Below are 25758 nucleotides of genomic sequence, written 5' to 3' on the forward strand. Positions count from 1 at the left end.
GTTCATTAATGAGGCCCACGTATTATGCCCACTGAGGAAGCGGATTTTTTTCTCGAAAGTTATAATTTTGCATTGCCTGAAGCGCAGATAGCCCAGTTCCCGCCTGAAGAGCGCGGGAACTCGCGTCTGCTGGTCATGCCGCGCCAGGGTGCGCTTGAGCTTGAGCACCACCAGTTCAGCGATCTGCCGGACTGCCTGCCCGAGGGCGCTTTGCTGGTAGCCAACAATTCCCGCGTATTGCAGGCGCGCCTGCTGGGAACACGCTCCACTGGCGGCAAGGTGGAGTTTCTGCTGCTCACGCCTCTGCCGCTGGTGCTTGAAAGGGCGCGGTCCGACAAGCTTGGCGGCTCCAGCGCGGAAGTCGAGGGGCTCATACGCTCCGGCGGCAGCATTCGTGATGGTGAAAAGCTTGAATTTGGCGCGGGCATCAGCGTGACCGTGCTGGAATCGGGTGAATTCGGGCATCGGCGTGTGCGTCTGGCCTGGGACGGGGATCTTTCCAAGGCCTTTGCCGCCACCGGGCACATTCCTTTGCCGCCTTACATCAAGCGGACAGATGCGGAAGAAGATCTGAGCCGCTACCAGACCATCTATTCCCGCGAGGACAAGACGGGTTCTGTGGCCGCGCCCACGGCGGGGCTGCACTTTACCCCCGAGATGCGAGAAACCCTGAAGGCCAGAGGCTTTCAGTGGGCGGACGTAACCCTGTATGTGGGTTACGGCACCTTCAGCCCTGTGCGCAGCGCCGACATACGCGGCCACCGCATGCACAGGGAATATGTGGAAATGCCCGAGGCAACGGCGCTTGCCATTGCCGAGGCCAAGCGTGAAGGGCGGCCTGTGATTGCCGTTGGCACCACCAGCCTGCGCTCTATGGAGGGCGTGGCCGAATTGTGCGGCAGGGTGCAGCCCTTTACCGGTTGGACGGACATCTTTTTGTACCCCGGCAGGCCCTTCCGTGTGGTTGATGGCCTGCTGACAAACTTTCATCTGCCTGAGTCCTCCCTGATCATGCTGGTTTCTGCCCTGGCCGGGCGCGAGCGCGTGCTTGCCGCTTATGCCGAGGCTGTGAGCAGGGGGTATCGGTTCTTCTCATATGGCGATGCCATGCTTATTCGCTGATTGTTTCAAGAAGCGGGTGTGGAATCCCAAGGAGCTGAAATGTCAAGAGTTGTATTCATGGAAGAGCGCTGCAAGGGCTGCCGCCTGTGTGTGGAAGTCTGCCCGGTGCACATCCTCAGGCCTTCGGGCCGTTTTAACCGCCACGGTTATGAAGTGATGGAAATGGAAGGCCAATGCACGGGCTGTGCCTCGTGTGCGGTCATGTGTCCCGATGTGGCCATACGCGTGTTCAAAAGCGCGAAAACCAAGGGGGGCAAGGCATGAGCGCTGCAACCGAACGTGTGCTCATCAAGGGCAACGAGGCCGTGGCCTTTGGCGCTATAGATGCGGGCTGCCGCTGCTATTTTGGCTACCCCATCACCCCGCAGAATGAAGTGCCGGAATCCCTCTCCAGCCTGTTGCCCGAAGTCGGCGGGCAGTTTGTGCAGGCCGAAAGCGAAGTCGGCGCCATCAACATGGTGCTGGGTGCGGCAGCCAGCGGTATTCCTGCGCTTACGTCTTCCTCCAGCTGCGGTATTTCGCTCATGCAGGAAGGCATTTCCTACATGGCGGGCAGCCAGATCCCCGGCGTGATCGTCAACATGCAGCGCGGTGGCCCCGGCCTAGGCGATATAGGCCCCTCGCAGGGCGATTATTTTCAGGCCGTCAAAGGCGGCGGACACGGCGATCACCGCAATCTGGTGCTGGCCCCCTCCACTGCTCAGGAATGCTATGATTTTATGTTCAGGGCTTTTGCCCTGGCATTCAAATACTCCAACCCGGTCATGGTGCTGGGCGACGCCATTGTGGGCCAGATCAAGGAACCCGTGCGCCGCGTGCCGCCCAAGGACGCCGTGCCCGCCGAGGACCTTGCCGCCCTTGCCGCGCCCTGGCGCATGGAAGGTTATGGTCGCCGTGGCCCCGGCGCGCAGCCGCGCCTGCTCAAGTCGGTCTATCTGGCCGAAGGGGCCCTGGCCGAGCGCAACCGCCTGCTCATGAGCAAATACGAATCCATGAAGGCCGACTGCGCCTTTGAATGCGTTGATACTGATGATGCGGAACTGATTGTGGTGGCCTTTGGCTCCATTGCCCGCATTGCCCGCAGCGCAATCCGCCAGTTGCGCGCCCAGGGGCATAAAATCGGCCTGTTCCGGCCCATTACCCTGTTTCCCTTCCCGGATGAAGCCCTGCGCGCTCTTGCGCCCGGTCGGCGTTTTCTGGTTATGGAGCAGAACACGGGGCAGATGGTGGAAGATGTCCGCCTGGCCCTCTTTGGCCAGCCGGGCGTTGCGCCCGCATCCGTGCTGTGGCACGGCGTCATGCCGGGGCTGTTCATCGGCGCCGATGCCCTGCGCGAACCCATGCTTCAGGCCCTCAAGGAGAACTAATCATGCAAGCTCAGGAACTGGACGCATTGCGTCCCGCCGAGGGCGAAAGCCTGGTTTTTGATACCAATCCCGTGCTCAACGAGCGCCCCACCCACTATTGCCCCGGCTGCCACCACGGCATTGCCCACAGGCTGGTGAGCGAGGTGCTGCACGAACTGGGTGTGGCCGAACGCACCATTCTGGTGGCCTCGGTGGGCTGCGCCACATTCACTTACGATTACTTTAACGTGGACGGCCTTGAGGCTCCGCATGGCCGCGCCTGCGCCGTGGCCACAGGCGTACGCCGCGCCCGCCCGGATGCTGTGGTGTTCACCTATCAGGGCGACGGCGACATGGCCGCCATCGGCATGGCCGAATCCATGCACGCCGCCAACCGTGGCGAAAAGATCACCGGCATCTTCATCAACAACACGGTGTACGGCATGACCGGCGGGCAGATGGCCCCCACCACCCTGGTGGGACAAAAGACCACCACCTCGCGGCAGGGGCGCTCCATCAGCAACGAGGGCGGCCCCATCCGCATGGCCGAAATCATGGCCCAGCTGGACGGCGTGGCCTATTCCGCCCGCTGCTCGCTGGATTCGGTCAAGCACGTGCGCGAATCCAAAAAGGCCATGCGTAAAGCCTTTGAAGTGCAGTTGCAGGGCCTTGGCTTTGGCTTCATCGAACTGCTTTCCGGCTGCCCCACCAACTGGCATCTGGATCCCATTGCCGCCAACAAGCGGATTGCCGAGGCCATGATGCCCGTATTCCCCCTTGGGGTGTACAAGGATGTGACGGCCAGTGTGGAGGCGGATCATGTCTAATGCATATCAGGATGTCATTATTGCCGGTTTTGGCGGTCAAGGCGTCATGCTCATCGGCAACCTGCTGGCGCAGGCCGGCATGGAACACGGGCTTGAAGTGAGCTTTATCCCGGTTTACGGGGCTGAAATGCGCGGCGGCACGGCCAATTGCACGGTGGTGCTTGATGAGCATCCCATCGGTTCGCCCCTGGTGCGCGAGCCCATGTCCACCATCATTCTTAACGAACCTTCGCTTTCCAAGTTCCAGCCGCGGCTGGGCGCGGGCGGCGTGCAGATCGTCAATGCCTCGCTGGTGGCGCAGAACCTGCTCGATGCCGCAAAGCGCACGGTCTACATTCCCGTGAACGACATGGCCCACGAACTGGGCAATGTGAAAATGGCCAACATGGTGGCCTTGGGCGCATGGCTCAAGGCAACAGGCGCGTTGCCGCTCAATGTGGTGCAGGAAGCGCTGAATCGCGTGGTCAGCGCGCACTATGCCAAACTGATCTCCGCCAACGCCAAGGCGCTGGAGCAGGGCTACAACTTCGCATAGCATGCGGCCCGCCTGTGCGGGGCGCTTTTGCAAAATAAAAAACATCCGGCAGGGGATTCCCTGCCGGATGTTTGATTTTCAGGGCACGTGCAGGCCGCAGAGCCTATGCGCCAGCCAGGCCATTACCAATCATGGTTTCGGGCCGTACAATGTTGTCGAACTGTTCTTCGGTTACGCTCCCCAGCGCAAGCGCCGCCTGTCTGAGGGTGAGCCCTTCCGCCGAGGCTTTTTCCGCGATTTTTGCCGCCTGCTGGTAGCCGATGACGGGCGCAAGCGCCGTGACCAGCATCAGGGAATTATTGACGAACGAATCTATTTTTGCCCGGTTGAGCGTTGTGCCTTCAACGGAATGCTCTCTGAATTTACGGCAGCCATCACCCAGAATATTGACGGATTGCAGCACGTTCTTGATGGCTACGGGGCGCATGACATTGAGTTCAAAATTGCCCTGGCTGCCCGCAAGGGCCACGGCACTGTCGTTGCCCATGACCTGTATGGCGATCATGATCAGGGCTTCGCACTGGGTGGGGTTAATCTTGCCGGGCATGATGGATGAGCCGGGTTCGTTCTCTGGAAGTTGCAGTTCTCCCAGCCCGCAGCGCGGGCCAGCCGCCAGCCAGCGCATGTCGTTGGCTATTTTGACAAGGGCCACGGCGAGGCCGCGCAGGGCGGCACTGAAGCGCACTATGGCATCCTGGGAGGCAAGGGCCATGAACTTGTTGGGGGCGGTGACAAAGGGCTTGCCCGTGATGCTTGCCAGTTCTTCCGCCACAGCCATGCTGAAGCCCTTTGGCGCGTTCAGCCCGGTGCCCACGGCGGTGCCGCCCAGAGCCAGAGGGTAGAGCCCCTCGCGGGCGGCCTGAATATCCTCAACGCAGGCCCGCAGTTGGGCGGCATAGCCTGACCATTCCTGCCCCACGCTGAGGGGCACGGCATCCTGCAAGTGGGTGCGGCCAATCTTGACCACGTCCATCCACTGCACAGCCTTGCGTTCCACTGCTTCAGCCAGGGCTTCCACCTCCGGCAGCAGGCGTGCATCGCAGCTCTGCACGGCGGCCAGATGCATGGCCGTGGGAAAGGCATCGTTGGACGACTGGCTCATGTTCACATCGTCATTGGGGCCAACGGGCTTCTGACTGCCCATGACGCCGCCGAGCAACTGGATGGCGCGGTTGGACAGCACCTCGTTCACATTCATGTTGGTCTGGGTGCCGGAGCCAGTCTGCCACACATAGAGGGGAAAATGTTCGTCCAGCAGGCCGTCCATGCCTTCCTGCGCGGCGCGGTCAATGGCCTGTGCCTTCCAGCCGGGCAGCCGCCCCATGCGGGCGTTGACCTGTGCGCTGGCCTTTTTGATCAGGCAGAGGGCGCGGCAGATTTCCAGCGGCATTTTGTCGTCGCCAATGGAAAAATGTTCGAGCGAGCGCTGCGTCTGCGCACCCCAGTAACGGTTGGCAGGCACCATGACCTGCCCCATGCTGTCAAACTCTTCGCGTTCTCCAGCGGCGTCTATGCCCACAGGAAGATCAAGAACAGACGGTTCTTTTTGTGCTGTACTGTCCACGGCGCGCTCCTCCCTGCACGAACAACGGCCCCCGGCCCGTTCCTCGCGGAGCGGCTGACCGGGGGCCGTTCTGTGCCGTTATACGGTGCTGTGCTAGAAGCCCTTGGCCCCCATGAGGCAGGCGAGGTCGCACACGCGGTTGGAATAGCCCCATTCGTTGTCGTACCAGGCCACAATCTTGACCAGGCGGCCTTCCTGCACGGTGGTGTAGGGGGCTTCAAGAATGGAAGAATGCGGGTCGCCCTTGAAGTCCATGGAAACCAGGGGCTTTTCGTTGTAAGCCAGAATGCCCTTGAGGTAGGTTTCCGAAGCTTCCTTGAGTTCGCCGAGCAGGCTTTCGGTATCCGTGGATTTTTCCAGAATGCCCGAAAAGTCCACAACGGAAACCGTGGGCGTGGGAACACGCAGCGAATAGCCCGTGAACTTGCCCTTGAGTTCGGGAATGACCTTGGCCACGGCCTGAGCCGCACCGGTGGAGGTGGGGATGATGTTGCAGGCGGCAGCGCGGGCGCGGCGCGGATCCTTGTGGGCCATGTCGAGGATGCGCTGATCGTTGGTGTAGGAGTGGATGGTGGTCATGTTGCCCATCTGGATGCCGAACTTGCGTTGCAGCACAAGAGCCACCGGGGCAAGGCAGTTGGTAGTGCACGAGGCGTTGGACACAACGTGGTGTTTGGCCGGGTCGTACTGCTCGTGGTTCACGCCCATGACGATGGTGATGTCTTCATCCTTGGCGGGGGCGGTGATGATGACCTTTTTGGCGCCGTTTTCAATGTGCACGGCCGCCTGGGTGGCAGAGCGGAAAATACCGGTGCTTTCCACCACGATGTCAACATCATGCGCGCCCCAGGCAAGTTGCTTGGGGTCGCGTTCTGCAAAGCAGTGGATGTTCCAGTCGCCCACAGTGGCGTCCTGTCCATTGACCTTGGCGTCAAGGTTGGCTCGTCCATAGACGGAATCGTATTCCAGCAGGTGGAAATTGGATTCCGCGTCAAACAGGTCGTTGATGGCAACCACTTCCACTTGGTCGCGGTAGCTTTGGTGCAGGGCGCGGAAAACCTGCCGCCCAATACGGCCAAAGCCGTTGATGCCTACTTTGATTTTGCTCATATACAAGTTCCTCATAGCGTTGAGGGAAAATCGTTATCGTGCGCTGCCGCCGGAATTCAACGGCTCAAATTTGCAAAAGCGCATGCACAGCGCCACGGCGGTTCTGGTCCCCGAAAGAAAACCCTGCCATTTTTCGGCAGTGCCTTTGCTGCACGAGCAGTCGAATCCTGCCGCTGCAGCCGGGAAAAATCGCCTGTGCGCGGCCTAGTCTTCGTAGAGAGAGTAGGCGTGTTTGGCCATCAGCTCGTAATTGTTGCGCAAGGCCTCGTGCAGACGGGAGTTTTCAATGGCCAGCGCCGAAATGGCAGCCACGGCTTCCATGAAGGTTTCCTCGTCGGCACTGAATTCGCGCTCCACGTCGGAATACACGCGGATGAGGCCAATGGCTTTGCCGTCAGCCATGAGGGGAGAGGACAGCACGGAAACAAGGCCTTCGGCCTTGGCCGATTCCGGGTACTGGAAGCGCCCGTCGGCGGTGGCGTCCTTGAGGTGGATGGTCTTGCCGGAAAGCACTTCGCCGTCAAGGCCGCTGCGTTTCACTTCCACCGGGCCTTTGCGCATGTAGGTGGAGGAAAGGCCGTGGGCGGCGCTGGGCAGCAAGAAGCGTCCGGTGCTGTCCAGCAGACGGATGGTGCTTGCTTTGCAGCCCATGGTTACGGCGGTTTGCTCGGTGATTTTGTGCAGAACTTCGCGGGGCTCAAGGCTGGAGTTGATAACCAGCGCCACATCCCTGAGCGCACGGAAATAATCGTGTGCCATGGTGCCTCCTGAGGAAAGCGTTTCGACAGGCATTAAAGCCTGCCGCGCATGAATTGTTGATCTGGTTTGTAACACGTTTTCCAGTTCCAACTATGCGCTATTTTTCTGCATCAGGCAAATGCGGTCTGGCATGGCCCGGCGAATGCGTCGCAAACAGGCAAGAGAGCACCAATGTAAAGCGATTTCAGCGGGCTGCTGGCCCGGATCATTGCATTGTCAGAAGTTATGCTGCATGCGCGGAATCCGGCACCGCAACAGAACCGCCGCAGAGTTTCATGGATCAATCTGCACAGGGAAGTGCGAACATTGTGAAAACGCCGCTGGCGCGCCCTCAGGCGCTCTTGCCTTGCGCGCTTAAGCCTTGGGCCCTTAAGCCTTGGGCTTGACCGGGGCCTTCATGCTGATCTGACCTTCAATGATGCCGCCTTCTTCTGTGAGCAGATTGGGAGTGACAACCTGGCCTTCAAGCACCCCGGAACTGTAAACCACGATGCGGCGTTTTGCCGTCACATCGCCGGTGAAGTGGCCGGAAAGCAGCAGTTCGCCCACATCGAGGGTGCCCTGCACCTGAGCATCCTTGCCCACGTTGAGCGTACCGTCACTGACAATTTCGCCAGTATAGCGGCCTTCAATGCGCACAGTGCCCTTGAAGTTGAGCTTGCCTTCATAGACGGTATCGGAGCCGAGGTACGCTATTTCGTCCTTTGCCACGTTTATCCCCTTTGGCTTAACAGTTAGCTTTTAAACATGAAACGTCGCATGGACACGTTGAGCACAATGCCAAGCAGTGTGAAGTTGACCACTGTGGCGCTGCCGCCGTAGCTGATGAAGGGCAAGGGAATGCCCACCACCGGCATGAGGCCTATGACCATGCCCATGTTGATAAAAATCTGCCAGAAAAAGTAAAAAAACACCCCAACCACGAGGGTACTGCCAAAGCGATCCTTGGCCTGAACTGCGGTTGAGAAGATGGAAAGCAAAAACAGGCAGAACAGCGTGACCAGAGCCACGCAGCCCACAAAGCCCCATTCCTCGCCAAAAACAGCCACGGCAAAGTCGGAGTGGCGTTCGGGCAAAAAGCGCAACTGGCTCTGTGTGCCTTCGCGAAAGCCCTTGCCCCACAATTCGCCCGAGCCAATGGCAATGCGAGACTGGATGATGTGATACCCGGTGCCGCGCGGGTCGTTGCCGGGGTCCAGAAACGTCAGGATGCGTTGGCGCTGATAATCGTGCATGCCCACAAACCACATAAAGGCCACCGCGGCTGGGGCGACCAGCAGGCACGTTTTGAGAACATAGCCCCTAAGCCCGTGGAACAGGATCATGCCGCCCATGATCAGCAATATCAGCAGGGTAGTGCCCAGATCGGGCTGAACGATAATAAGCCCGCAAGGAACAAGGCCCACGCAAAGCACGCTGCAAAAATTTTTCCAGCCCAGGGGGCGGCTGTCGCGCGCCAGCAGGCGCGCCACAAGAACCAGCACTGAAAGCTTGGCCATTTCTGAAGGCTGCAAACTCATGAAACCCAGCGAAATCCAGCGCTTGGCACCGTAGACTGTTTTGCCTGCAATGGGCACCAGCAGCAGAAGAAAGACAGTTATGAGAAAGAAGGGCCATGCAAGGTTGCGCAACTGGCGGTAGTCAAAAACCATTGCCAGCAGCATGCATACCACGCCGCACAGGCCCCAGATCAGCTGGCGCTGATAAAAGGAATTGAATGCCAGGCCAGATTCCACGCGCGTACCGCTGGCGGAATACAGGTTGCCCACGCCCACAAGATAGAGCAGCAGCATACAGGCCAGAAGGCCCCAGTTGATGTAGCTGAAAAGGCGATTATCCATGCCGCTTGTCCGCTTGTCAGGAATGCGTGGTTGCAGGGTGGTGTGAAAAGGCTTGCCCATAGGCCGCCGCACCGCACCACAACACTCTTTGGCCGTGGCGGGCCTTGCTGCGATTGTTGGCTGCGCTGTCGCCATTGGGGCAAACGTTGTTTGCGCCCGTGCGCGGTGCCGGCTCTTTGCACATGGTGCCTAGTCCGTGGGCTCTACGGCTGCGGTTGGGGCGGGCAACACGATCATGGGCGCGTTGGGGTCAGGCCCGAAAAGATAGTCGTAAACCTTGCGGGCCACAGGGCCAGCCACGCTTGAACCGCCGCCGCCGTGTTCCACCATGACAATAACCACATAGGTTTTGCCGTCTTTAACACCCCAGGTGGCAATCCATGCGTGGTCACGCTGGGCATATTCCATTTCCGACATTTTCAGGCGGCGGTCGCCCGCAGCCATCTTGAGCTTGACCACCTGTGCCGTGCCTGTTTTGCCGCCCATGTCGGCATCCTTGCGGCCCACAACCTTGGCTGTGCCGCCGTTGGCAGTGCGGCGCATGGCCTCCACCACAAACTTGAGTGTTTCAGGCTTGGCGGGCACGCGCCCGCGCACTTCGCGGGTGGCGTCATCCACAAGCTGGGGCTTGAGCAGATCGCCGCCGTTGAGCAGCGCCGAAACAAATACGGCCACCTGCACCGGCGTCACCAGAGTGTAGCCCTGGCCAATGGACACGTTGTAGGTTTCGCCGCGTGTCCACGGACGGCCAAAACGCCGCCGTTTCCAGTCGCGCGAAGGCACAAGGCCCGATTTTTCGTGCGGCAGGTCAATGCCTGTAGGCCGCCCGAATCCACAAGCCTTGGCGAATTCTTCCAACTTGTCAATGCCCAGACGGTCGCCCATAAGATAGAAGTAGACGTCGCAGGAGTCGATGAGCGCGTGCACGAGGTCTTCCGAGCCATGCCCGCCGCGCTTCCAGCAGCGGAAAATCTGGTTGCCCAGTTTGACCTGACCGGGGCAGAACACGCTTTCACGCGGATTAACGCCCTTTTCAAGCAACATGGTGGCCATAATCAGCTTCCATACGGAACCTGGAGGGTACACGCTCTGGATAACGCGGTTCTGCAAGGGAAAGCGGTTATTGGTGCGCAGGGCGTCCCAGTCGCGTTGCGAAATGCCCGCAGCAAAAAGGTTGTTGTCGTAGGCCGGGGATGTCACCAGCGCGCGCAGCTTGCCGCTGTCCGGCTCCATGACCACGATGCAGCCAGCCTCGCCGCCGAGGGCGTCCCAGGCGGCCTTTTGCAGGCCCGCATCGAGCGAAAGATGTATTTCGTGCCCGCCGCGCGGTTCATCGCGCAGAGTTTTGCCAAGCACGCGGGCGTGGGCGTCAACCTCGACATCGTACAGGCCCTTGCGGCCCCGCAACTGCTTTTCCAGCTCCAGTTCCAGCCCCTGCTTGCCCACCAGATCGCCCATGGCAAGGGCGCTGTCCGCGGCCATTTCCTGCTCGTTGGCTTCTGCCACGTAGCCAAGAATATGGGCGAAAAGCTCCTTCTCGGGGTAGCTGCGCTTGGTGCGCACCACAATTTCAAGCCCCGGCCATTCGTGAATCTCGGATTCAATGCGGGCCACAAGGTCAAAGTCGATGTCTGTGATAAGCAGCAGAGGCTCAAAGGGTTTGACCTTGAAGCGGTCCTGACGGAACTTGTCCCAGACCTGCTGGAGGGGAATGCCCGACCATTCGCTTATCTGGGCCAGGGTGGCGGGGATGTCGTGGCAGTCTTCGCGCACGATGGAAAGGCCGTATGCGGTGCGGTTGTCGGCCAGCACCTTTCCCTTGTCGTCCATGATGCGCCCGCGCGGCGCAAAGATGCGCTCGATACGCAGGCGGTTGTCCTGCGCCTGACGCGCAAATTCTTCGCCTCTGTGCACCTGCAAATACCAGAAGCGCACCACAAGCACAAAAAACATCATACCAACCAGAACCTGAAGCAGGATTGCGCCAGCTCGCGGCGGCTGATAGCCCTCGCTCTCGACCTGAATCTTGAGCCAGGAGCGGATGCCCTTATGCTGCGCCTTGTCTTTGTGCGCCAGCAGCGAGGTATTGTCAGTTTTCCTGATCATTGGGGTTCCAGTGGCGGGTGGCCACCAACAGCCGCCAGGCGAAGGGCACAAAGATGGCCTGAATCAGGCTTGTGTCCAGGGTTCCCTGCACATCGAAAGGCAGGTTCTGCAAAGGGGCCATGAGCCACGCAATGGCGTAGTATGCGGCGCCCAGGCAGGCTGACAGCAAAAAGACAAAAATGAAATTTTCCACTTCAAACAGCCAGCGGCCCATTTTGAACAGCAAAATGACAGCGGCATACCAGACAATGACGGCCCCGAAGGGGCGCGTACCCATGCCTTCCTGCAACAGGATGAACACGGGCAGCAGCCAGAGCATATTTTTATAATCCCGTTCCTGCAACAGGATGATCAGCCCTACCGTGAGCACATCAAGCCCCGGTACCGCCGCCTGCAAAACAATGGCGCAGGCCATGAAAAAGGCCCACCATGCAATGCTGCGGAGCGTTCTCATGGCGTGGCGCTTTTGGGCGCGGGCGGGCCCACGAATTCTTTGGGAGCTTCGCTGGGTTCCAGCGGGCGGGGCGCGCCGGTGGCTTCGAGCAGCAGCACTTCTTCAAGGTGTTGCAGGTCAACCAGCGGTTCAGCCTTGATGGCCATGAACTGGGTGTAGTCCGAAGGAGCCACGCGCAGTACGCGCGCCACAGGGATGCCCTTGGGGTACTTGCCGTCGAGGCCGGAGGTGATGATTATTTCGCCGGGCTTGACCTTGGCGTCGCGCTGCACAAAGTTGACTTCAAGCTTCTGGCCTGTGCCCATGCCCATGAGGATGCCGGGAGCCCGGCTTTCCTGCGAAAAAACGGCTATGCGGCTGCTGGGATCGGTGAGCAGCAGCACAATGGAACTGTGGGCGCTGGCCTTGAGAACGCGGCCAACCAGCCCAAGGTGCGTGACCAGCGGCGTGCCCGGGCGTCCGCCCGTGCTGTAGCCCCGGCTGATGGTGATGCTGTCAAGAACGGCGTTGGGGCCCATGCGGCCGGAAAGAACGCGGGCGCCAAGGGGGCGCCATGTCTGGTCTACTGGCAGTTGCACCAGGGCGCGCAGGCGCTTGAGCTCGGCCAGGTCTTCACCATTGGCAAGCAGGCGCGCTTCAAGCTCGTCCACCTTTTGCTTGAGGGCTTCGTTTTCTTCGCGCACGCCCACAAGGTCAAAATAGCGATCCCACATGTTTTCCGCAGCGTCCTGCGCGGAACGAACAGGCGTGAGCACCGCGCCGGTGATTTCAAGCCCCAGTTTCGCGGCCAGGTCGTCCAGAACGCGCGTGCGCTGATTCCAGGAATACATGCCCAGAAACAGGATGAGCAAAATGCCCGCGAGGAGGAGAAGACGCCGCAGTGTCACAGGCGGAAGCTCCTGAAAGCCGGTGCGGAATAAACCGCGCCCCTGTGCCGGAGACGCAGAACCGGAAGCTTGTGTTCCGGCATTGCGTCAGCCGCACAGGGGCGCGAGGACAAGGTCGGTTCTAGTCGATGCACACTTCTTTGAGAATGTGCAGGTTGTCCAGCGCTTTGCCGGTACCCACCACAACGGTGGACAAGGGATCGTCCACAACCGTAATGGGCAATGAGGTTTCTTCGCGCAGCAGCTGGTCAAGGCCCTTGAGCAGCGCGCCGCCGCCCGTGAGCACAATGCCCCTGTCCACAATATCCGCCGCCAGTTCAGGCGGGGTCTGTTCCAGGGCGATGCGCACAGCCTGAACGATGCTGTCCACCTGTTCAGAAATGGCTTTGCGCACTTCTTCAGAGGTGATGATAATATTTTGCGGAATACCCGTCACAAGGTCGCGGCCCTTGACTTCGATCTGTTGTTCCGGATCAAGGGGGTAGGCGGATGCGATCTTGATCTTGATTTCTTCAGCGGAAGATTCGCCGATGAGCATATTATACTTGCGCTTGACGTGGGTCATGATGGCTTCGTCCATCTTGTCGCCGCCCACGCGCACTGAGCGCGAGTACACAATGCCCGAAAGGGAGATGACCGCCACTTCAGTGGTGCCGCCGCCGATATCCACCACCATGTTGGAGGTGGGTTCCTGAATGGGCAGATCCGCGCCGATGGCCGCTGCCATGGGTTCCTCGATGAGGTACACTTCTCGTGCGCCAGCGGACTGGGCCGACTCTTTCACGGCGCGCTTTTCCACCTGGGTGATGCCCGTAGGTACGCAGATCATGATGCGCGGGCGTACAAGACGCCGCGAATTATGAACCTTGGCGATAAAATGGCGCAGCATGGCCTCGGTAACTTCAAAGTCGGCGATAACGCCGTCTTTCATGGGGCGGATAGCCCAGATGTTGCCAGGGGTTCTGCCCAGCATGCGCTTGGCATCGTGCCCAACGGCAAGAACTACATTGTTGCCGCGCGGGTCTTTCTTGACCGCGACCACCGAGGGCTCGCGCAACACAATTCCCTGCCCCTTGACATAAACGCAGGTGTTGGCTGTGCCAAGGTCAATGGCCAGGTCATTGGAAAACAATCCTAGTGCGAAATCCAGAATTTTGGACATTACTCTAACTTGCCTCGCTGTGCTGGTGTGCTACCTTACCGTCATGTTGAAACAACTCCCGCACCCGGCGAGGCGAAGAGGCCTGGAGTGGGGGCGCTGTTGGAATTGGTAACGTCAGGCTGAAAACTGTTCTGCTAAAACTGGCATGAAGTCAAGACGGTGGACGCAGGGTTAAAATATTTGTCCCGCCGGAAGGCGCGGAAATAAGCCTTCAAGGGACGCAAACATGCAGCGCTGGCATACTCTGGCCGCTTATTATAATCGACGCTACGGCAGCCGGGTGCAAAAAATTCCACTTGACGCCGGGGCCTCCTGCCCCAACCGCGACGGTACGCTTTCGTTTTCCGGCTGCACGTTTTGCAATGCCAATGGGTCCGGCTCGGGCCGCGCAAAACAGGGCAATTCCCTACTGCAACAGTGGAATTTCTGGCGTTCCATATACCTGCGGGACGACCCCAATACGCGCTTTATTGCATACCTGCAATCCTTCTCTAACACGTATGGGCCATCAGAACGCTTGCAACAACTGCTCCAAACGGTTCGCCAACTGCCCGGCTGTTTTGGAATTGCCGTAGGAACCCGCCCCGACTGCCTTGATGACGAAAAGCTCGACATGCTCGCGGGCCTTGATTGCGACCTCTGGCTGGAACTGGGCCTGCAGACGGCCCATGACCAAACCCTGGCCCGCATTAACCGGGGCCATACCGCAGCCAGCGCTGAAAATGCCCTGCGCACGGCCGCCGCGCGCGATATTGCCGTATGCGCTCACCTCATGGCCGGTCTGCCCGGTGAAGACGAAGGCCATTTTCTGCAAAGCCTCGACTGGGCGCTCTCCCTGCCGATAAGCGGTCTCAAACTGCACAACGTCTACGTGCCCAAGGGGACGGAACTTGCCCGCCAGTACACCGCAGGCCAGTATCACCCCCTCTGGCGCGATGAATACGTCGACCTCCTCTGCGCCGCCCTGCCGCGCATCCCTTCGCACATCGTCATGCACCGCCTCCAGAGCGACCCCGCCCCCGGAGAACTGCTGGCTCCCGCCTGGGGCACGGACAAGCGCGGCCTGCTGGGAGATTTGCGGCGGGCGCTGGGGGCGAGGGATATATGGCAAGGCAAGTTCTGCGACTCCCCCGAGGTGTGTCCGGCGGTCTTTTTGAGCGCTGGCGGCGTCAGTGTGGATTTTTGATCGGGTCGAGTACCATTGGAGTACACTCCCCTCACAAAAAGCCACACTTCCTTGCCAGCGCCCAAAAATCCTCGCCGGACACCATGTCTGCTGGGTTGATGTGTCTTCTGCGTCAGGGATGATTTTTGCTCAGGCCGAGTACCGTGAGAGTACACTCCTCTCGCAAAAATAACTACTTCCTTGCCAGCGCCCAAAAATCTTTGCCGGACACAATCGTTGGCTCTGGGGGGCTGGTTGCGTCATTAACGGCTTTGCTCAGCTGGTTTCATAAGAATTCCTGTTGGTTTCACTTGGTGTTGCCGCAAATCAACTCGTTTATTCTCGGTCAAAAAACTCCACCCCTCTGTAATATTATAAGGTTACCATGCTGAAGTTGTCCTGCGGCATATGGACATTTATTTGGCTTTATGCTGGTATACCAGACATGAAGCAGACAAACACCAAGGCATCTTCCACAGCGTATGAGGCCATCCGTTCCATGATCGCGCAGGGGCAGCTCAGCCCCGGCGAAGAACTGTCGGAACGCAGCCTGGCTGAAAGCCTGCAGCTTGGGCGCACGCCAGTGCGCGAGGCCATCAAGGATCTGTGCAGGGAGGGCGTTCTCATGAGCGTGCCCCTGCGGGGCACCTTTGTGCAGCGCCTGTCTGTGGAAGACCTGAAAGAAATTCACGAGGTGCGTCTGGCGCTCGAAGGCATGGCCGCCAAGCTGGCGGCAGAAAAAGGCGGCAGCCCTGAGCTGCGGGCTTGTCTTGCCGAACTTCAGGCCCTGCCCAACGGGCCGGAGCTTGATACCTTTGAAGCGCAGCGCATCGGCTGGGATTTCCACAAAACTATATTTCAGGCCGCTGGCAACACGCGGCTGGCAAAACTCTATGCAGACGTGCGCGTGCAGAACTCCTTGGCCATGCAGCGCGTCAAAAATTACGATGCAGAACGGACACGCGTGGTGATCAAGGAACACATCGCCATTGGCAACGCTATTCTGGATCGCAATCAAACCCTGGCTCACCAGCTTGTCTGGGATCATCTGCAAAAGGCCATGGAAACGAAACTGCGCTCACTGCTTGCAGTTCTCGACTAAACCTGGCCGCTGAGCATCACAAGGCGTTTTACGTGCAAGGAACAGAGGGGGAAGAGAGGCGATGGAAATGACAAAAACCAGCAAAAAGCGGCCCATTCCGCTGCCAATTCAGATGGTGCTCGGCCTTGTTCTGGGCATTGTGTTCGGCTTTATTGCGCCGCACTTTTCCCAGGCTCTGGCCCCGGTGGGTACGGCCTTTGTGCAGGCCATCAAGATGATCGTGGTGCCGCTGGTGTTCACGGCCATCACCCTTGGCATCTACCAGATGGGCAACAGCGCCAAGCAGTTGGGCAAGGTTTCCGTTATCAGCCTGCTCTATTTTTTCATTGCCACGGTGGTGGCGATCATCATTGGCCTGGCCCTCAACGGCATTTTCCACCCCGGCGTGGGCGTCAACCTGTCGCACACGGCTGAACTGCCCAAGAACATCAATACCACGGTCAACTGGACAAAGTTTTTTCTCGACATGATCCCCTCCAACGTGTTCGCGGCCATGTCGGGCACCAACCTCCTGCCCGTGCTGGTGTTCGCTGTGCTGCTGGGCCTTGCGTTGGCCTCCACCGGCAGCAGGGCAAAGCCCCTCGTTGACGTGCTGGACGCTCTGATGGGCGCTGTTTTCAAGCTCACGGGCTGGATCATCGCCCTGTCGCCCATCGCCATTTTTGCCATCATTGCCTGGCTGTTTTCCACGCAGGGCATGCACACCATTCTGGCCCTGCTCAAGCTGGTTCTGGTCATGTATCTGGGGCTTGGCGTGCTGCTGGTGCTGTTCGCCATTTTGATGCTCTGCATCGGCGAACACCCCCTCAAGACCGCCAAGGCCGTGAGCGAACCTGTGATTCTGGCCTTTGCCACGCGCTCGTCAGAGGCGACACTGCCCCTGCACATGGAAAAACTGGTGGAAATGGGCGTTCCCAAGGCCGTAGCCTCTGTGGTGCTGCCTCTGGGCTATGCCTTCAACCGCGACGGCTCCATCATGTATTTTGCGCTGGCCGTGGGCTTTCTGGCGGATGCCTATAACATTCCGCTGGATCCCAGCACCCTGCTTTCCATCATCGTGGTGACCACGCTTGCCAGCAAGGGCAGCGCCAACGTGCCCTCAGGCGGCCTTGTGGCCATTGCCATGGTGCTGACCACCATTGGCATTCCTGTGGAGGCTCTGGCCATTATCGCGGGTGTGGACGCTTTCCTGGACATGGGCCGTACAGCCGTCAACGTGGTCAGCAACACCGTCGCGGTGAAGCTTGTCATGCGCTGGGCGGGCATAGCCTATGAACCGACGGAAGAAACCGCCGAAGTCTAAAAGGTGAAATTCATGCCTGTAGTCGATCTGCGCAGTGATACCCTGACCATTCCCACCGAGGCCATGCGTGCCGCCATGCGCGAGGCCGAAGTGGGCGATGATGGCCGTGTTGATGCGGAAGGGCGCGGCGGCGACCCCACAGTCAATCGGCTGGAAGATCATGCCGCCGAACTGCTGGGCAAGGAAGCCGCGCTTTTTTGCCCGTCGGGAACCATGGCCAATCTCGTCGCGCTGGCAACCTGGTGCGAGCGTGGGGATGCTGCGGCTCTGGAGCCGGACCTGCATGTGTTCCGCACCGAAAAGTCGCCCTTCATGGAAAAATTCCTGGGTGTTAAGCCGGTGTTTTATGCGCGTGATGCGGAGGGCATGCCCGAAGTCGCGTCCTTTGCGTCCGCTTGCGCGACGCCGGGCCTCAAGCTGGCCTGTGTGGAAAACAGCCACAACTTCGGCGGCGGCATCTGCGTGTCGCTGGCGCGGCAGCAGGCGCTGGCCGCTACGGCCCGCAAGGCGGCTGTCCCCGTGCACATGGACGGCGCAAGGCTGTTCAACGCCGCCGTGGCCCTCGGGGTGGACGCCGCGCATCTGGCCGCCTGCGCGGACAGCGTGATGTTCTGCCTTTCCAAGGGGCTGGGCGCTCCGTTCGGTTCCGTGCTGTGCGGAACGCGCGAGTTCGTTGCCCAGGCGCGGCAGACGCGCAAATTGCTTGGCGGCGGCATGCGGCAGGCGGGCATTATGGCCGCTGCCGGGCTGGTGGCCTTGCGCACGGGCATTGAGCGCCTTGCGGAAGACCACGAAAACGCCCGCCATCTCGGCGCGGCCTTGGCGGCCTATGACGAGTTTGTGCTCACGCCTGTGCAGAGCAATATTGTGATGCTGGATATAAGCGCTTCCGGCAGGTCTTCAGAATGGTTCGAGCAAAAGCTTGCGCCTCTGGGGCTGCTGGCTAAGGGCATGGGCAAGAATCATCTGCGGCTGACAACTTACAATGGCGTGGGGCGTCAGGATATGGCGCGAGCCATTGAGGCCTTTGAGCGCTTTATGGAAGAAAACCGCGCCCTGTGGAAGTAATGCCTGCCAGTAAACTGTCGCTGCAATAAAAAAATGATAAAGCCGCGCCGATGGTCATAACGACTGTTGGCGCGGCTTTATTTGCGAGTTTGCTGGCTAATCTACGGTGAGAATGACGGAAAAAGCCTTGAAAAATACCGTTACGGTCTGCCCGGCCACGAGATTGATGGGGTTTTCCGGCCCACGGTTGCGCAGGGCGCAGACCTGACTGCCTTCGCCGAGTGCCACCAGAATTTCGGCCACCATTTCATCTTCCCGCACCCTTTCCACCACGCCGGTAAAACAGTTTTCCGCCGGAGGGGAACTTTTGGGCGAGAGTTCGCCCCCCTGCACCAGCACCCAGGGGGCCTTGATGCTGGCATTGACCAGCTTGCCTTCATTGAGGGCCAGGGTCTTGGCGCTTTCGTCCGTAATGAGCGAGGCCACACGCAGGCCGCCTGCGGTGCGCAGCACCACTTCGACCAGCAGCCCGCTCTGGCGCAATGAGGTTATGCGCCCCTGAAAGACGTTGCGCGCACTGGTTTTCATGGGTCGCTCCCTTTGCAGTTGTTCGCGCAGCAGGCGTTTGGCCTCCTGCGGGTCGCAGCGGACAATGCCGCTCTGGCCGGGCGCGGATCGCCGGCCAAGAAAAATATCCACAACGGGCAGGGGCAGGCCTTGTCTGCCCAGCTCAAGGGCGCGGGTATGGCGCAGGGCGCGGGCGCTCAAAAGGCCCTTGGGCAGGCCGCAGGCAGCGCCGCACTGTTGCAGGCAGCGGCGCACGTAACTGGCGTCGCAGCGCATGAGCTCGCGTGTTTCAGGAAACAGCGCCGGGTCTTCCAGCACGCGCTTGAGGCGGCGGCTGATGGTAAGCGGCAGGGGAACCTCGCGCCCAGGGCCATCATTGCTGCCCGGCACATGGATAACGCCGTCCTGAAAATCAAGATGCACGGGCATGATCTCAAAAATTTCCACAAGCCGCAGGGCCGCATAACGCAGCAGCATGAAAATCAGCCACATGCGCAGGCGGGGGCGTTTTTCGCGCGGGCCTCGGGCGGCGCTGGCCCGTTCCCACAACCATGTTTCCACGGCCAGAAGCTCGCGCGGGCTGATGCGCCCTGTATCCTGCAGCAGGGCGGCGGAGTCGCGCCGCATAAGGCGCTGGCGCAGCCATGCCCTGTCTGCGGAAGAGAGAGAGCGCAAAAGCGCGGCCATTTCCTCACGGTTTTTGTTTTTTTCCATGCTGATTCCCGTCAGTTTTCCTGCCTTATACAAGTAAAACCCTTTTGTTGTACAGTGTTCACGCTTTCATCAAAAAACGTGACTGTATTGCTCGCCTTCAAGGGTTCTGTACTGTTGGCGTACAAACCGCGCTTCTGGCGCACGGAGGAATTTCATGAAAAAGACTGCATACGCTCGTGGGGCCTTTTGCCGCATAGCTTTGGCGCTGGGTTGCGTAGCCTTGCTCAGCCTTCCCGTTCAGGCTGCGGAAATAACCGTTTCTGCCGCTGCCAGCCTTACCAATGCCTTTAACGAAATCAAAGGCGTGTTTGAAAAGAAGCACACCGGCTTGCAGGTGCACACCAACTATGCTGCCTCCAATCCGCTGCTCAAACAGATTCAGGAAGGCGCGCCCGTAGACGTTTTTGCCTCTGCCGACCAGGGCACCATGGACAAGGCCGTGGCCGCCAAGGTTGTTGACCCCGCCACGCGCAAGGATTTTGCGCTCAACGACCTCGTGCTTATCGTGCCCGCTGGCTCCAAAAAGCCCGCCAAGCTTGAAGACATCAAGGCATTCAAGCGTGTTGCCATCGGCAATCCCGATTCGGTGCCCGCCGGACGTTACACCAAGGACGCGCTGAACACCGCCAAACTGTGGGAAGCCGTGCAGCCCCAGCTTATCCTGGGCAACAGCGTGCGTCAGGTGCTGGACTATGTGGCCCGTGGCGAGGTTGATGCCGGTTTTGTTTACCGTACAGATGCCAAGCTGCTTGCGGACAAGGTTGAAGTGGTCATGATTGTGGAAGGTCACGATCCCGTGAGCTATCCCATTGCCGTTGCCACCACTGGCAAGGATGCCAAGATGGGCCAGGAATTTCTGAACTTTGTGCTTTCGCCTGAAGGGCAGGCAGTGCTCGCCAAGTACGGTTTCTCCAAGCCGTAGTGCATGAAGGCGCGGCCCGTGCTCTTGCGCACCGGCCTGCAATGATGGATTGTGCTTACTGGCGGTTGCCGTTTTGGCAGAAGCGGCAACCGCCTTCAGTATTTTTTACGTATCAACGGATCAGTTCAGTGGCAGGGGGCAGAGTTGGAAATGGATTTTGACCTGGCGTTTATCTGGAGCCCGCTGGAGCTTTCGTTGCGCGTGGCAGGAGCGGCTACGGCTGTTTCCTTTGTTGTGGCAACGCTGGCGGCCTGGCGGCTGGCCCGCAAAAAAGGCCCCATGCCCGCCCTGCTGGACGCCCTGTGCTCGTTGCCGCTGGTGCTGCCCCCCACAGTGCTTGGCTACTATCTTATCTTGCTGGTGGGGCGGCGCGGCGTTTTTGGGCATGGGCTGGCAGAACTGGGCATCAATCTGATTTTTTCCTGGCAGGGGGCTGTGGTTGCAGCTACTGTTGTGGTTTTTCCGCTTATCTACAAGTCGGCCCGCGCAGCGCTGGAGCAGGTGGACAAACATCTGGAAGACGCGGCCCGCACGCTTGGGGCCTCGGAATGGCGGGTGTTTGTCAGCGTGTCTCTACCCTTGGCCTGGAAGGGTATTTTTGCGGGCATCATGCTGGCCTTTGCGCGCGGCATGGGCGAATTTGGCGCAACCCTGATGATTGCGGGCAATATCCCCGGCAAGACCCAGACCCTGGCCCTCGCCATCTACGATGCCTTTCAGGCGGGTAATGACCTCCAGGCCTCATGGCTTGTGTTCATTACCTCCGCCGTGTGCGTGGCCCTGCTGATGGCGGCGGAACTGCTTGTGAAACTCAAGAGGCGGCGCAGATGATTTCGTTGCGGCTGGTAAAAAGTTTCAGGAACGGGGTTACGCCCTTCAACCTGGATGTGCGCTACGATATCGGCGACGAGCACAAGTGCGCCGTGCTTTTTGGCCCTTCCGGTTCCGGCAAGTCGCTGACCATGCAGTGTCTGGCGGGGCTGACAAAGCCCGACGCAGGCCACATCCGCATTGGCGACTGTACGTTGTACGATGCCGCGCAGGGCGTGTTTGTTTCTGTGCAGAAGCGGCGCATCGGCTACATGTTTCAGGATTACGCCCTGTTTCCGCACCTGAGCCTGTTGCAGAACGTGGCCTATCCGCGCACGGGCTGCTGGCCCTGGAAGGTGCGCGGCGAGGAGCGCGACAAGGCGCAGGCCATGCTGGAACGCTTGGGCATCGGGCATCTGGCGGCCCACCTACCCTCGCAGATATCTGGCGGGCAGCGGCAACGCGCGGCTCTGGCGCGGGCGCTCAATGCAGACCCCTTGCTTCTGCTGCTTGATGAGCCTTTTTCCGCCCTTGATCCCCTGCTGCGTGAACGCCTGCGCGAAGAACTGCTCGAACTGATGGATGACCTGACCATCCCTGCCGTGATTATCAGTCACGACCCTGACGATGTGGATACCTTTGCGGGCGGGCTTGTGCTCTATGACCGGGGCGGCGCGCGCACGGTGCCGGACTATGCAGATCTGCGCAAGGATTTTGCCACAGCGGGCAAGTGTCTGCGGCATTTGCAGGAGCAGGTCTGGGCCTGTCAATCGGCCTGACGGCGTATCGCTCTTGTAAGCCGAGTGCAAAAAAAATAGCCGGTGGTGACTGTCTGCGAGGAAAATGTGGGCTAATACTGCGGCGTTCTGCTACAGCATTTCCTGCGAGGATTTTGACATCCGTTTGACCATGTAAAGTTCGCTGTCGGCCCTTTTGAGCGCATCTTCAACAGACTCGTTCGCGCAGTGCCATGTGGCGTGCCCTATGCTGATGCCGATGCGCAGCATGAGGCCGTCGATGGAAATGGGCGCTCCCACATCCTCGCGGATGCGGTTAATTGTGCGCAGTATGTCTGGTGTGCCCCTGGTATGGCCGAGCAGGGCCAGAAATTCATCGCCTCCCAGTCGCACCAGTACGTCATCCTTACGCAGGCACCGGGTGAGGCGCTGCCCCAGAATGGTCAGCACGGCATCGCCCACGTGGTGCCCGTGCGCATCGTTGACTGGTTTGAAGCCGTCCAGATCCATATACAGCAGTTCGACCAGCCCCTGGCTTTGCGTCAGGCTGGGCATGGCCTCTTCAATGCGCGCAGCCAGACCGTGCCTGTTCAGCAGGCCTGTGAGGGCATCGCGCTCTGCAGTATGCTGGATGCGGTTCCGGTCTCTTTCTGTGCGCGTGAGGTTTTCGACCAGTGTGGACAAGGAGGCTGAAAGTACTTCAATTTCGCGTATGCCCCGATTGCGCGGAATGGTGACGCGTTCGCCCCGGCTGAGCCTGTCTGCAGCTGCGGTAAGCGCCTTGAGGGGGGCAATGGTGCGCTGGGCGATGTATCCGGCAACCAGTGCGAACAGCACCGCCAGTAAGAGGCCAGCCACAAGAATGCGCGCCACAAGGCGACGCACGGGTTCGTAGGCGGCATCCAGCGATTGCCGCGCAACCACGCTCCACTGCAAGCCATCGTAGTCTTTGAATCCCGTGCAGCTTACTGCCGCGGTGAGGTAGGCAATGCCATCGGGCCATGTTTCTACGGCCCAGGCCGAAGTGGAGCGCTCAAGTTCTTGCAGCAGGGGCAGGGCCAGGGGCTTTTCAGTGTCGCCGCCCAGAATGACGCTACCGTCTGCACCTAGAACCATGATCTTGGTGTTCGTATCCGATCCTTCGCCCGAAAGGATGAATTCCTCCACCTCTCTGGCCCACGCCCAGCTCAGATGGGCTACCAGCACCCAGTCTTTCAGATCGCCCTCGCCAATGGGCATGCTGATGTCCACAAATTTCATCGGGGAGTTTTCTGGGTGGGGCAGCAGCTGGGCAAGCAGGGTGGCCTTGCGCACGTCGCCCACAAAGAGGCCGTTTTTGCCCTGGCGGAAGATGGCGCAGATGGAAAGATCTGCTCCTTCCAGCACTCCATCGGTGGCGACCAGAACCTTGCCCTGGGGATTCATGAGGCCGATCCAGGCAAAGGCGGGCATGGTGTCCTGCAACCGGTTCACGGCGATGGATAGTTTTTTCATATCGCCGCCGATTAGCCCAACCGTGTGGCGCAGAGTGCCCACCTCCTTGATCCAGAACCACATGGACTGATCAAGGGCCTTGGCAAGGGATTGCACACGGTTGGTCAGCAGCAGGCCGCGTTCGTAGCGGGCCTCGCTGCTGGCTTCGCGCCCGGTTATGGCCGCAAGAAAGCATGATGACAGCAGGATAAGCAGCGTGAATGCCTCAATAAACTGCGCCTTGAGGCTGCGCGTGAATATGCGCATGGCTCCTCCTGCGAAGGGATGGCAGAAAAGCTGGTAAAGTATGCTGGTGATTTTGAAACCATACAGAAAATCAGGAAATAGGCAATGGGTCTAACTGTCCGCGCACTGCCTTTGTCAGGAAAATAAAAGGGGGGTGCAGACGCAATGCACCCCCCTTTTGCTATAGGGTTTGAGGAGAAGATATTATTGGTTTTTTTATGAGAGATGCTTCAGGCCGCGCTGCCCAGCGCCGCTTCTTTGCGGTTGCGCTTTTGCCCGCGCCACATGCCGCCAAGGATCATGCCCGCGCCAACGAGTAATCCGGCGCACATGGTTATGAAGCTCACGACCTTGAGCAGATAGAGAATCCCCGGTCCCATCTGGATAAGCCCCAGCGCGCTGAGGTAGCCCGGCAGGGCGACAATACGGCTTGCGGCAACAATGAGCATGATGGCGGCCATGACGTACTTGATCATGATGGGTTTGACGTAGGTGGTGCCGATGGCCCCAAGCTGCACGCCAAGCAGGGAGCCCGCCAGGATGATAAAGACGAGGCGGATGTCTATCATGCCGTGCATGGCCCAGTTGACCGAGCCGCACAGGCCCATGACAAAGGCTGTGACAAGTTCCGTGCCGGATGCAATGAGTCCGGGTACGCCGATCACATAGATAAGCCCCGGCACGCCCACGAATCCGCCCACGGCAATGGTGGCGGCCAGCATACCTGTGGCTATGCCCACGGGCAGGGTAAACCACAGCGAAATACGCAAGCCGGATTTGGGAAAGGACATCATGGGCGGCAGGTTGATGGCCTGCAACTTTTGGGCAAGGGGCGGCGTGCTTTCGTCATCCTCCTTGCCAGAATGGCTGGAGCGCAGGGCATCCTTGAGAATGTAGCTGCCCACCACAACGAGAACCACCACAAAGGAAACGCTGACGTAAAGATCAGACCCAGCCTGGCCCCATTTTTCCAGAATAAAACGCTGAATGCGGATGCCAATCTGTACGCCTATGCCCGCTGTGGCGGCGATAACCATGCCCAATTTTACATCCACCTGACCGAAGCGGTAGCGCTTGATGGCGCCCACCATGGCCTTGGGGAACTTGTGGCACATGTTGCTGGCAACAGCCACGGCACCGGGCACACCCAGGCCCATCATGCCCGGCGTGAGAATAAAGGCCCCGCCGGAACCGATAAAACCGCTTACAAGCCCGCCCACAAATCCCACGGCCAGCAGAAAGGCCACGGAAACGGGCGTGAGTGTGATGAACTGGGACGGGTCAAGACTGAGCAGATCCATGTTACCTCCGGCTGGCAGGCTGCCTGGGCGTACTGTTGTGCGCTGGCGCAAGGCCAGGCATGCCGTCGCTGAACAAAAAAATTGAGCCGGGCGGCGCGGCCCGGACCTGTGAAAAACGGTCGGTTAACCGTGAACCACGGCAGTGGTGTCCAGCCGGGGGGCAGGTGCGGCGCTCTGCCGGGTCACAGGCTTTGCGGTGGCTGGTGTGCTGTTCTTTTGCATGCCGGTAATACCGCATAATTCCCAGAGCGCACCGGCAAAGTGACCGTGCACGTATGAGAGCAGCAGCACCGAGGCGATGGGCAGGGCTGTCCACAGACCGCCCTTTGCGCACAGGGCGGCAAAGGCATCGGCATTGCTAAAAGCCAGTACGTAAATGAGGATGCTGCCCGCGCCATAAAGCAGGGTCTGCTTCAGCACCGTGTTTTCGCGCTTGCCGTTCAGATTCCACAAATCGTCTGTCCAGCCGGATTGCCCGGCATCGGCATATGCCACAGCGGTAAACCAGTTTTCCATCGTTTTTTGCAGGGTGTTCATGTCGGCCTCCTGTGCTGGCAGTTACAACTATTGTGCCAAAAAGTTCAATCATTAACATGCTGTATTTATATGGATTTATTTATTTTGTGCTGTGCGGTACGCTACCCAGGGACTGTTTCATTCTGACATGCTCAAACAGGAAAGGGCTGCAATTTGTTGC

Annotated in this window: 25 protein-coding genes; 12 read left to right on the top strand and 13 right to left on the bottom strand. The window is 59.4% G+C overall.

The genetic code is table 11. The features are described from left to right. Nucleotides 1-24 precede the first annotated feature (24 nt). The 5 genes from queA to RDK48_RS07035 are packed head-to-tail and all read left to right on the top strand — an operon-like array spanning nt 25 to nt 3830. Nucleotides 25-1122, top strand: a complete 1098-nt coding sequence (queA, locus tag RDK48_RS07015) for a tRNA preQ1(34) S-adenosylmethionine ribosyltransferase-isomerase QueA (RefSeq protein ID WP_298998386.1) — start codon at nt 25-27, stop codon at nt 1120-1122. A gap of 39 nt (nt 1123-1161) precedes the next feature. Next, the gene (locus RDK48_RS07020) at nt 1162-1386 is read left to right on the top strand and encodes a ferredoxin family protein (protein ID WP_192113534.1); all 225 of its coding nucleotides are present in this window, start codon (nt 1162-1164) and stop codon (nt 1384-1386) included. Then, on the top strand, nt 1383-2489 hold the full coding sequence (gene vorB / locus RDK48_RS07025) for a 3-methyl-2-oxobutanoate dehydrogenase subunit VorB (RefSeq protein WP_298998388.1): 1107 nt from the start codon (nt 1383-1385) through the stop codon (nt 2487-2489). The genes RDK48_RS07020 and vorB overlap by 4 nt, the downstream gene beginning before the upstream one ends. 2 nt (nt 2490-2491) lie before the next feature. Continuing rightward, complete coding sequence (locus RDK48_RS07030) at nt 2492-3295, top strand: thiamine pyrophosphate-dependent enzyme (RefSeq protein WP_022659889.1); 804 nt, start codon at nt 2492-2494, stop codon at nt 3293-3295. Next, entirely contained in the window at nt 3288-3830 is a 543-nt protein-coding gene (locus tag RDK48_RS07035) for a 2-oxoacid:acceptor oxidoreductase family protein (protein ID WP_298998391.1), read from the top strand. The genes RDK48_RS07030 and RDK48_RS07035 overlap by 8 nt, the downstream gene beginning before the upstream one ends. Nucleotides 3831-3933: 103 nt before the next feature. Here the strand turns inward: RDK48_RS07035 and fumC are convergent, their stop codons facing one another. The 9 genes from fumC to RDK48_RS07080 all read right to left on the bottom strand — a co-directional run bounded on the left by fumC (nt 3934) and on the right by RDK48_RS07080 (nt 13713). Continuing rightward, nucleotides 3934-5394 carry a class II fumarate hydratase gene (gene fumC, locus RDK48_RS07040; protein WP_374042251.1) on the bottom strand — a complete coding sequence of 487 codons (1461 nt, stop codon included), beginning with the start codon at nt 5392-5394 and terminating at the stop codon, nt 3934-3936. Nucleotides 5395-5487: 93 nt separating this feature from the next. After that, nucleotides 5488-6504 (bottom strand): type I glyceraldehyde-3-phosphate dehydrogenase, encoded by a 1017-nt coding sequence (gap, locus tag RDK48_RS07045; protein ID WP_298998394.1) that lies wholly within the window; start codon nt 6502-6504, stop codon nt 5488-5490. A gap of 204 nt (nt 6505-6708) precedes the next feature. Next, entirely contained in the window at nt 6709-7263 is a 555-nt protein-coding gene (locus tag RDK48_RS07050) for a GAF domain-containing protein (RefSeq protein ID WP_022659885.1), read from the bottom strand. A 369-nt stretch (nt 7264-7632) separates the two neighbouring features. Continuing rightward, nucleotides 7633-7974, bottom strand: a complete 342-nt coding sequence (locus tag RDK48_RS07055) for a polymer-forming cytoskeletal protein (protein ID WP_192113538.1) — start codon at nt 7972-7974, stop codon at nt 7633-7635. Nucleotides 7975-7997: 23 nt separating this feature from the next. Next, on the bottom strand, nt 7998-9104 hold the full coding sequence (rodA, locus tag RDK48_RS07060; protein WP_298998538.1) for a rod shape-determining protein RodA: 1107 nt from the start codon (nt 9102-9104) through the stop codon (nt 7998-8000). Between the two features lie 189 nt (nt 9105-9293). Next, the gene (gene mrdA, locus RDK48_RS07065; RefSeq protein ID WP_298998397.1) at nt 9294-11210 is read right to left on the bottom strand and encodes a penicillin-binding protein 2; all 1917 of its coding nucleotides are present in this window, start codon (nt 11208-11210) and stop codon (nt 9294-9296) included. Next, nucleotides 11194-11664 carry a hypothetical protein gene (locus RDK48_RS07070; RefSeq protein ID WP_022659880.1) on the bottom strand — a complete coding sequence of 157 codons (471 nt, stop codon included), beginning with the start codon at nt 11662-11664 and terminating at the stop codon, nt 11194-11196. The genes mrdA and RDK48_RS07070 overlap by 17 nt, the downstream gene beginning before the upstream one ends. Beyond that, entirely contained in the window at nt 11661-12551 is an 891-nt protein-coding gene (gene mreC / locus RDK48_RS07075) for a rod shape-determining protein MreC (RefSeq protein ID WP_298998399.1), read from the bottom strand. Before mreC ends, RDK48_RS07070 begins: the two co-directional genes overlap by 4 nt. 121 nt (nt 12552-12672) lie before the next feature. Continuing rightward, nucleotides 12673-13713: a rod shape-determining protein gene (locus RDK48_RS07080; protein WP_022659878.1), complete on the bottom strand. Its 1041-nt coding sequence runs from the start codon at nt 13711-13713 to the stop codon at nt 12673-12675. 226 nt (nt 13714-13939) lie between these two features. Between RDK48_RS07080 and RDK48_RS07085 the strand changes: the two genes are divergently transcribed. The 4 genes from RDK48_RS07085 (at nt 13940) to RDK48_RS07100 (ending at nt 18351) form a co-directional block, all read left to right on the top strand. Then, a complete protein-coding gene (locus tag RDK48_RS07085) occupies nt 13940-14899 on the top strand; it encodes a TIGR01212 family radical SAM protein (protein WP_298998402.1) in 960 nt (319 codons plus the stop codon). 424 nt (nt 14900-15323) lie between these two features. Continuing rightward, nucleotides 15324-15980, top strand: a complete 657-nt coding sequence (locus RDK48_RS07090; protein WP_298998404.1) for a GntR family transcriptional regulator — start codon at nt 15324-15326, stop codon at nt 15978-15980. A gap of 67 nt (nt 15981-16047) precedes the next feature. After that, entirely contained in the window at nt 16048-17283 is a 1236-nt protein-coding gene (locus RDK48_RS07095) for a dicarboxylate/amino acid:cation symporter (protein ID WP_298998406.1), read from the top strand. 12 nt (nt 17284-17295) lie between these two features. Further along, a complete protein-coding gene (locus RDK48_RS07100; protein WP_298998408.1) occupies nt 17296-18351 on the top strand; it encodes a GntG family PLP-dependent aldolase in 1056 nt (351 codons plus the stop codon). A gap of 96 nt (nt 18352-18447) precedes the next feature. On the opposite strand, the gene RDK48_RS07105 is transcribed toward RDK48_RS07100, so the two are convergent. Next, nucleotides 18448-19572 (bottom strand): TOBE domain-containing protein, encoded by a 1125-nt coding sequence (locus tag RDK48_RS07105; RefSeq protein WP_298998410.1) that lies wholly within the window; start codon nt 19570-19572, stop codon nt 18448-18450. Between the two features lie 154 nt (nt 19573-19726). On the opposite strand from RDK48_RS07105, the gene modA reads away from it, so the two are divergent. The 3 genes from modA (at nt 19727) to RDK48_RS07120 (ending at nt 22083) form a co-directional block, all read left to right on the top strand. Further along, the gene (modA, locus tag RDK48_RS07110; RefSeq protein WP_298998412.1) at nt 19727-20494 is read left to right on the top strand and encodes a molybdate ABC transporter substrate-binding protein; all 768 of its coding nucleotides are present in this window, start codon (nt 19727-19729) and stop codon (nt 20492-20494) included. Between the two features lie 150 nt (nt 20495-20644). After that, nucleotides 20645-21325 carry a molybdate ABC transporter permease subunit gene (modB, locus tag RDK48_RS07115; protein ID WP_298998414.1) on the top strand — a complete coding sequence of 227 codons (681 nt, stop codon included), beginning with the start codon at nt 20645-20647 and terminating at the stop codon, nt 21323-21325. Beyond that, nucleotides 21322-22083, top strand: coding sequence for an ATP-binding cassette domain-containing protein (locus RDK48_RS07120; protein WP_298998416.1), 762 nt, complete (start codon nt 21322-21324; stop codon nt 22081-22083). The genes modB and RDK48_RS07120 overlap by 4 nt, the downstream gene beginning before the upstream one ends. Before the next feature lie 90 nt (nt 22084-22173). On the opposite strand, the gene RDK48_RS07125 is transcribed toward RDK48_RS07120, so the two are convergent. The 3 genes from RDK48_RS07125 to RDK48_RS07135 all read right to left on the bottom strand — a co-directional run bounded on the left by RDK48_RS07125 (nt 22174) and on the right by RDK48_RS07135 (nt 25598). Continuing rightward, complete coding sequence (locus RDK48_RS07125; protein ID WP_298998418.1) at nt 22174-23781, bottom strand: GGDEF domain-containing protein; 1608 nt, start codon at nt 23779-23781, stop codon at nt 22174-22176. 209 nt (nt 23782-23990) lie between these two features. Beyond that, nucleotides 23991-25061, bottom strand: a complete 1071-nt coding sequence (locus RDK48_RS07130) for a sulfite exporter TauE/SafE family protein (protein WP_298998420.1) — start codon at nt 25059-25061, stop codon at nt 23991-23993. Nucleotides 25062-25184: 123 nt separating this feature from the next. Then, nucleotides 25185-25598 (bottom strand): hypothetical protein, encoded by a 414-nt coding sequence (locus RDK48_RS07135; protein WP_298998422.1) that lies wholly within the window; start codon nt 25596-25598, stop codon nt 25185-25187. Between the last annotated feature and the right edge of the window lie 160 nt (nt 25599-25758).

Source organism: uncultured Desulfovibrio sp., from assembly GCF_902477725.1.
In the GTDB taxonomy this organism is placed as follows: Bacteria; Desulfobacterota; Desulfovibrionia; order Desulfovibrionales; family Desulfovibrionaceae; genus Desulfovibrio.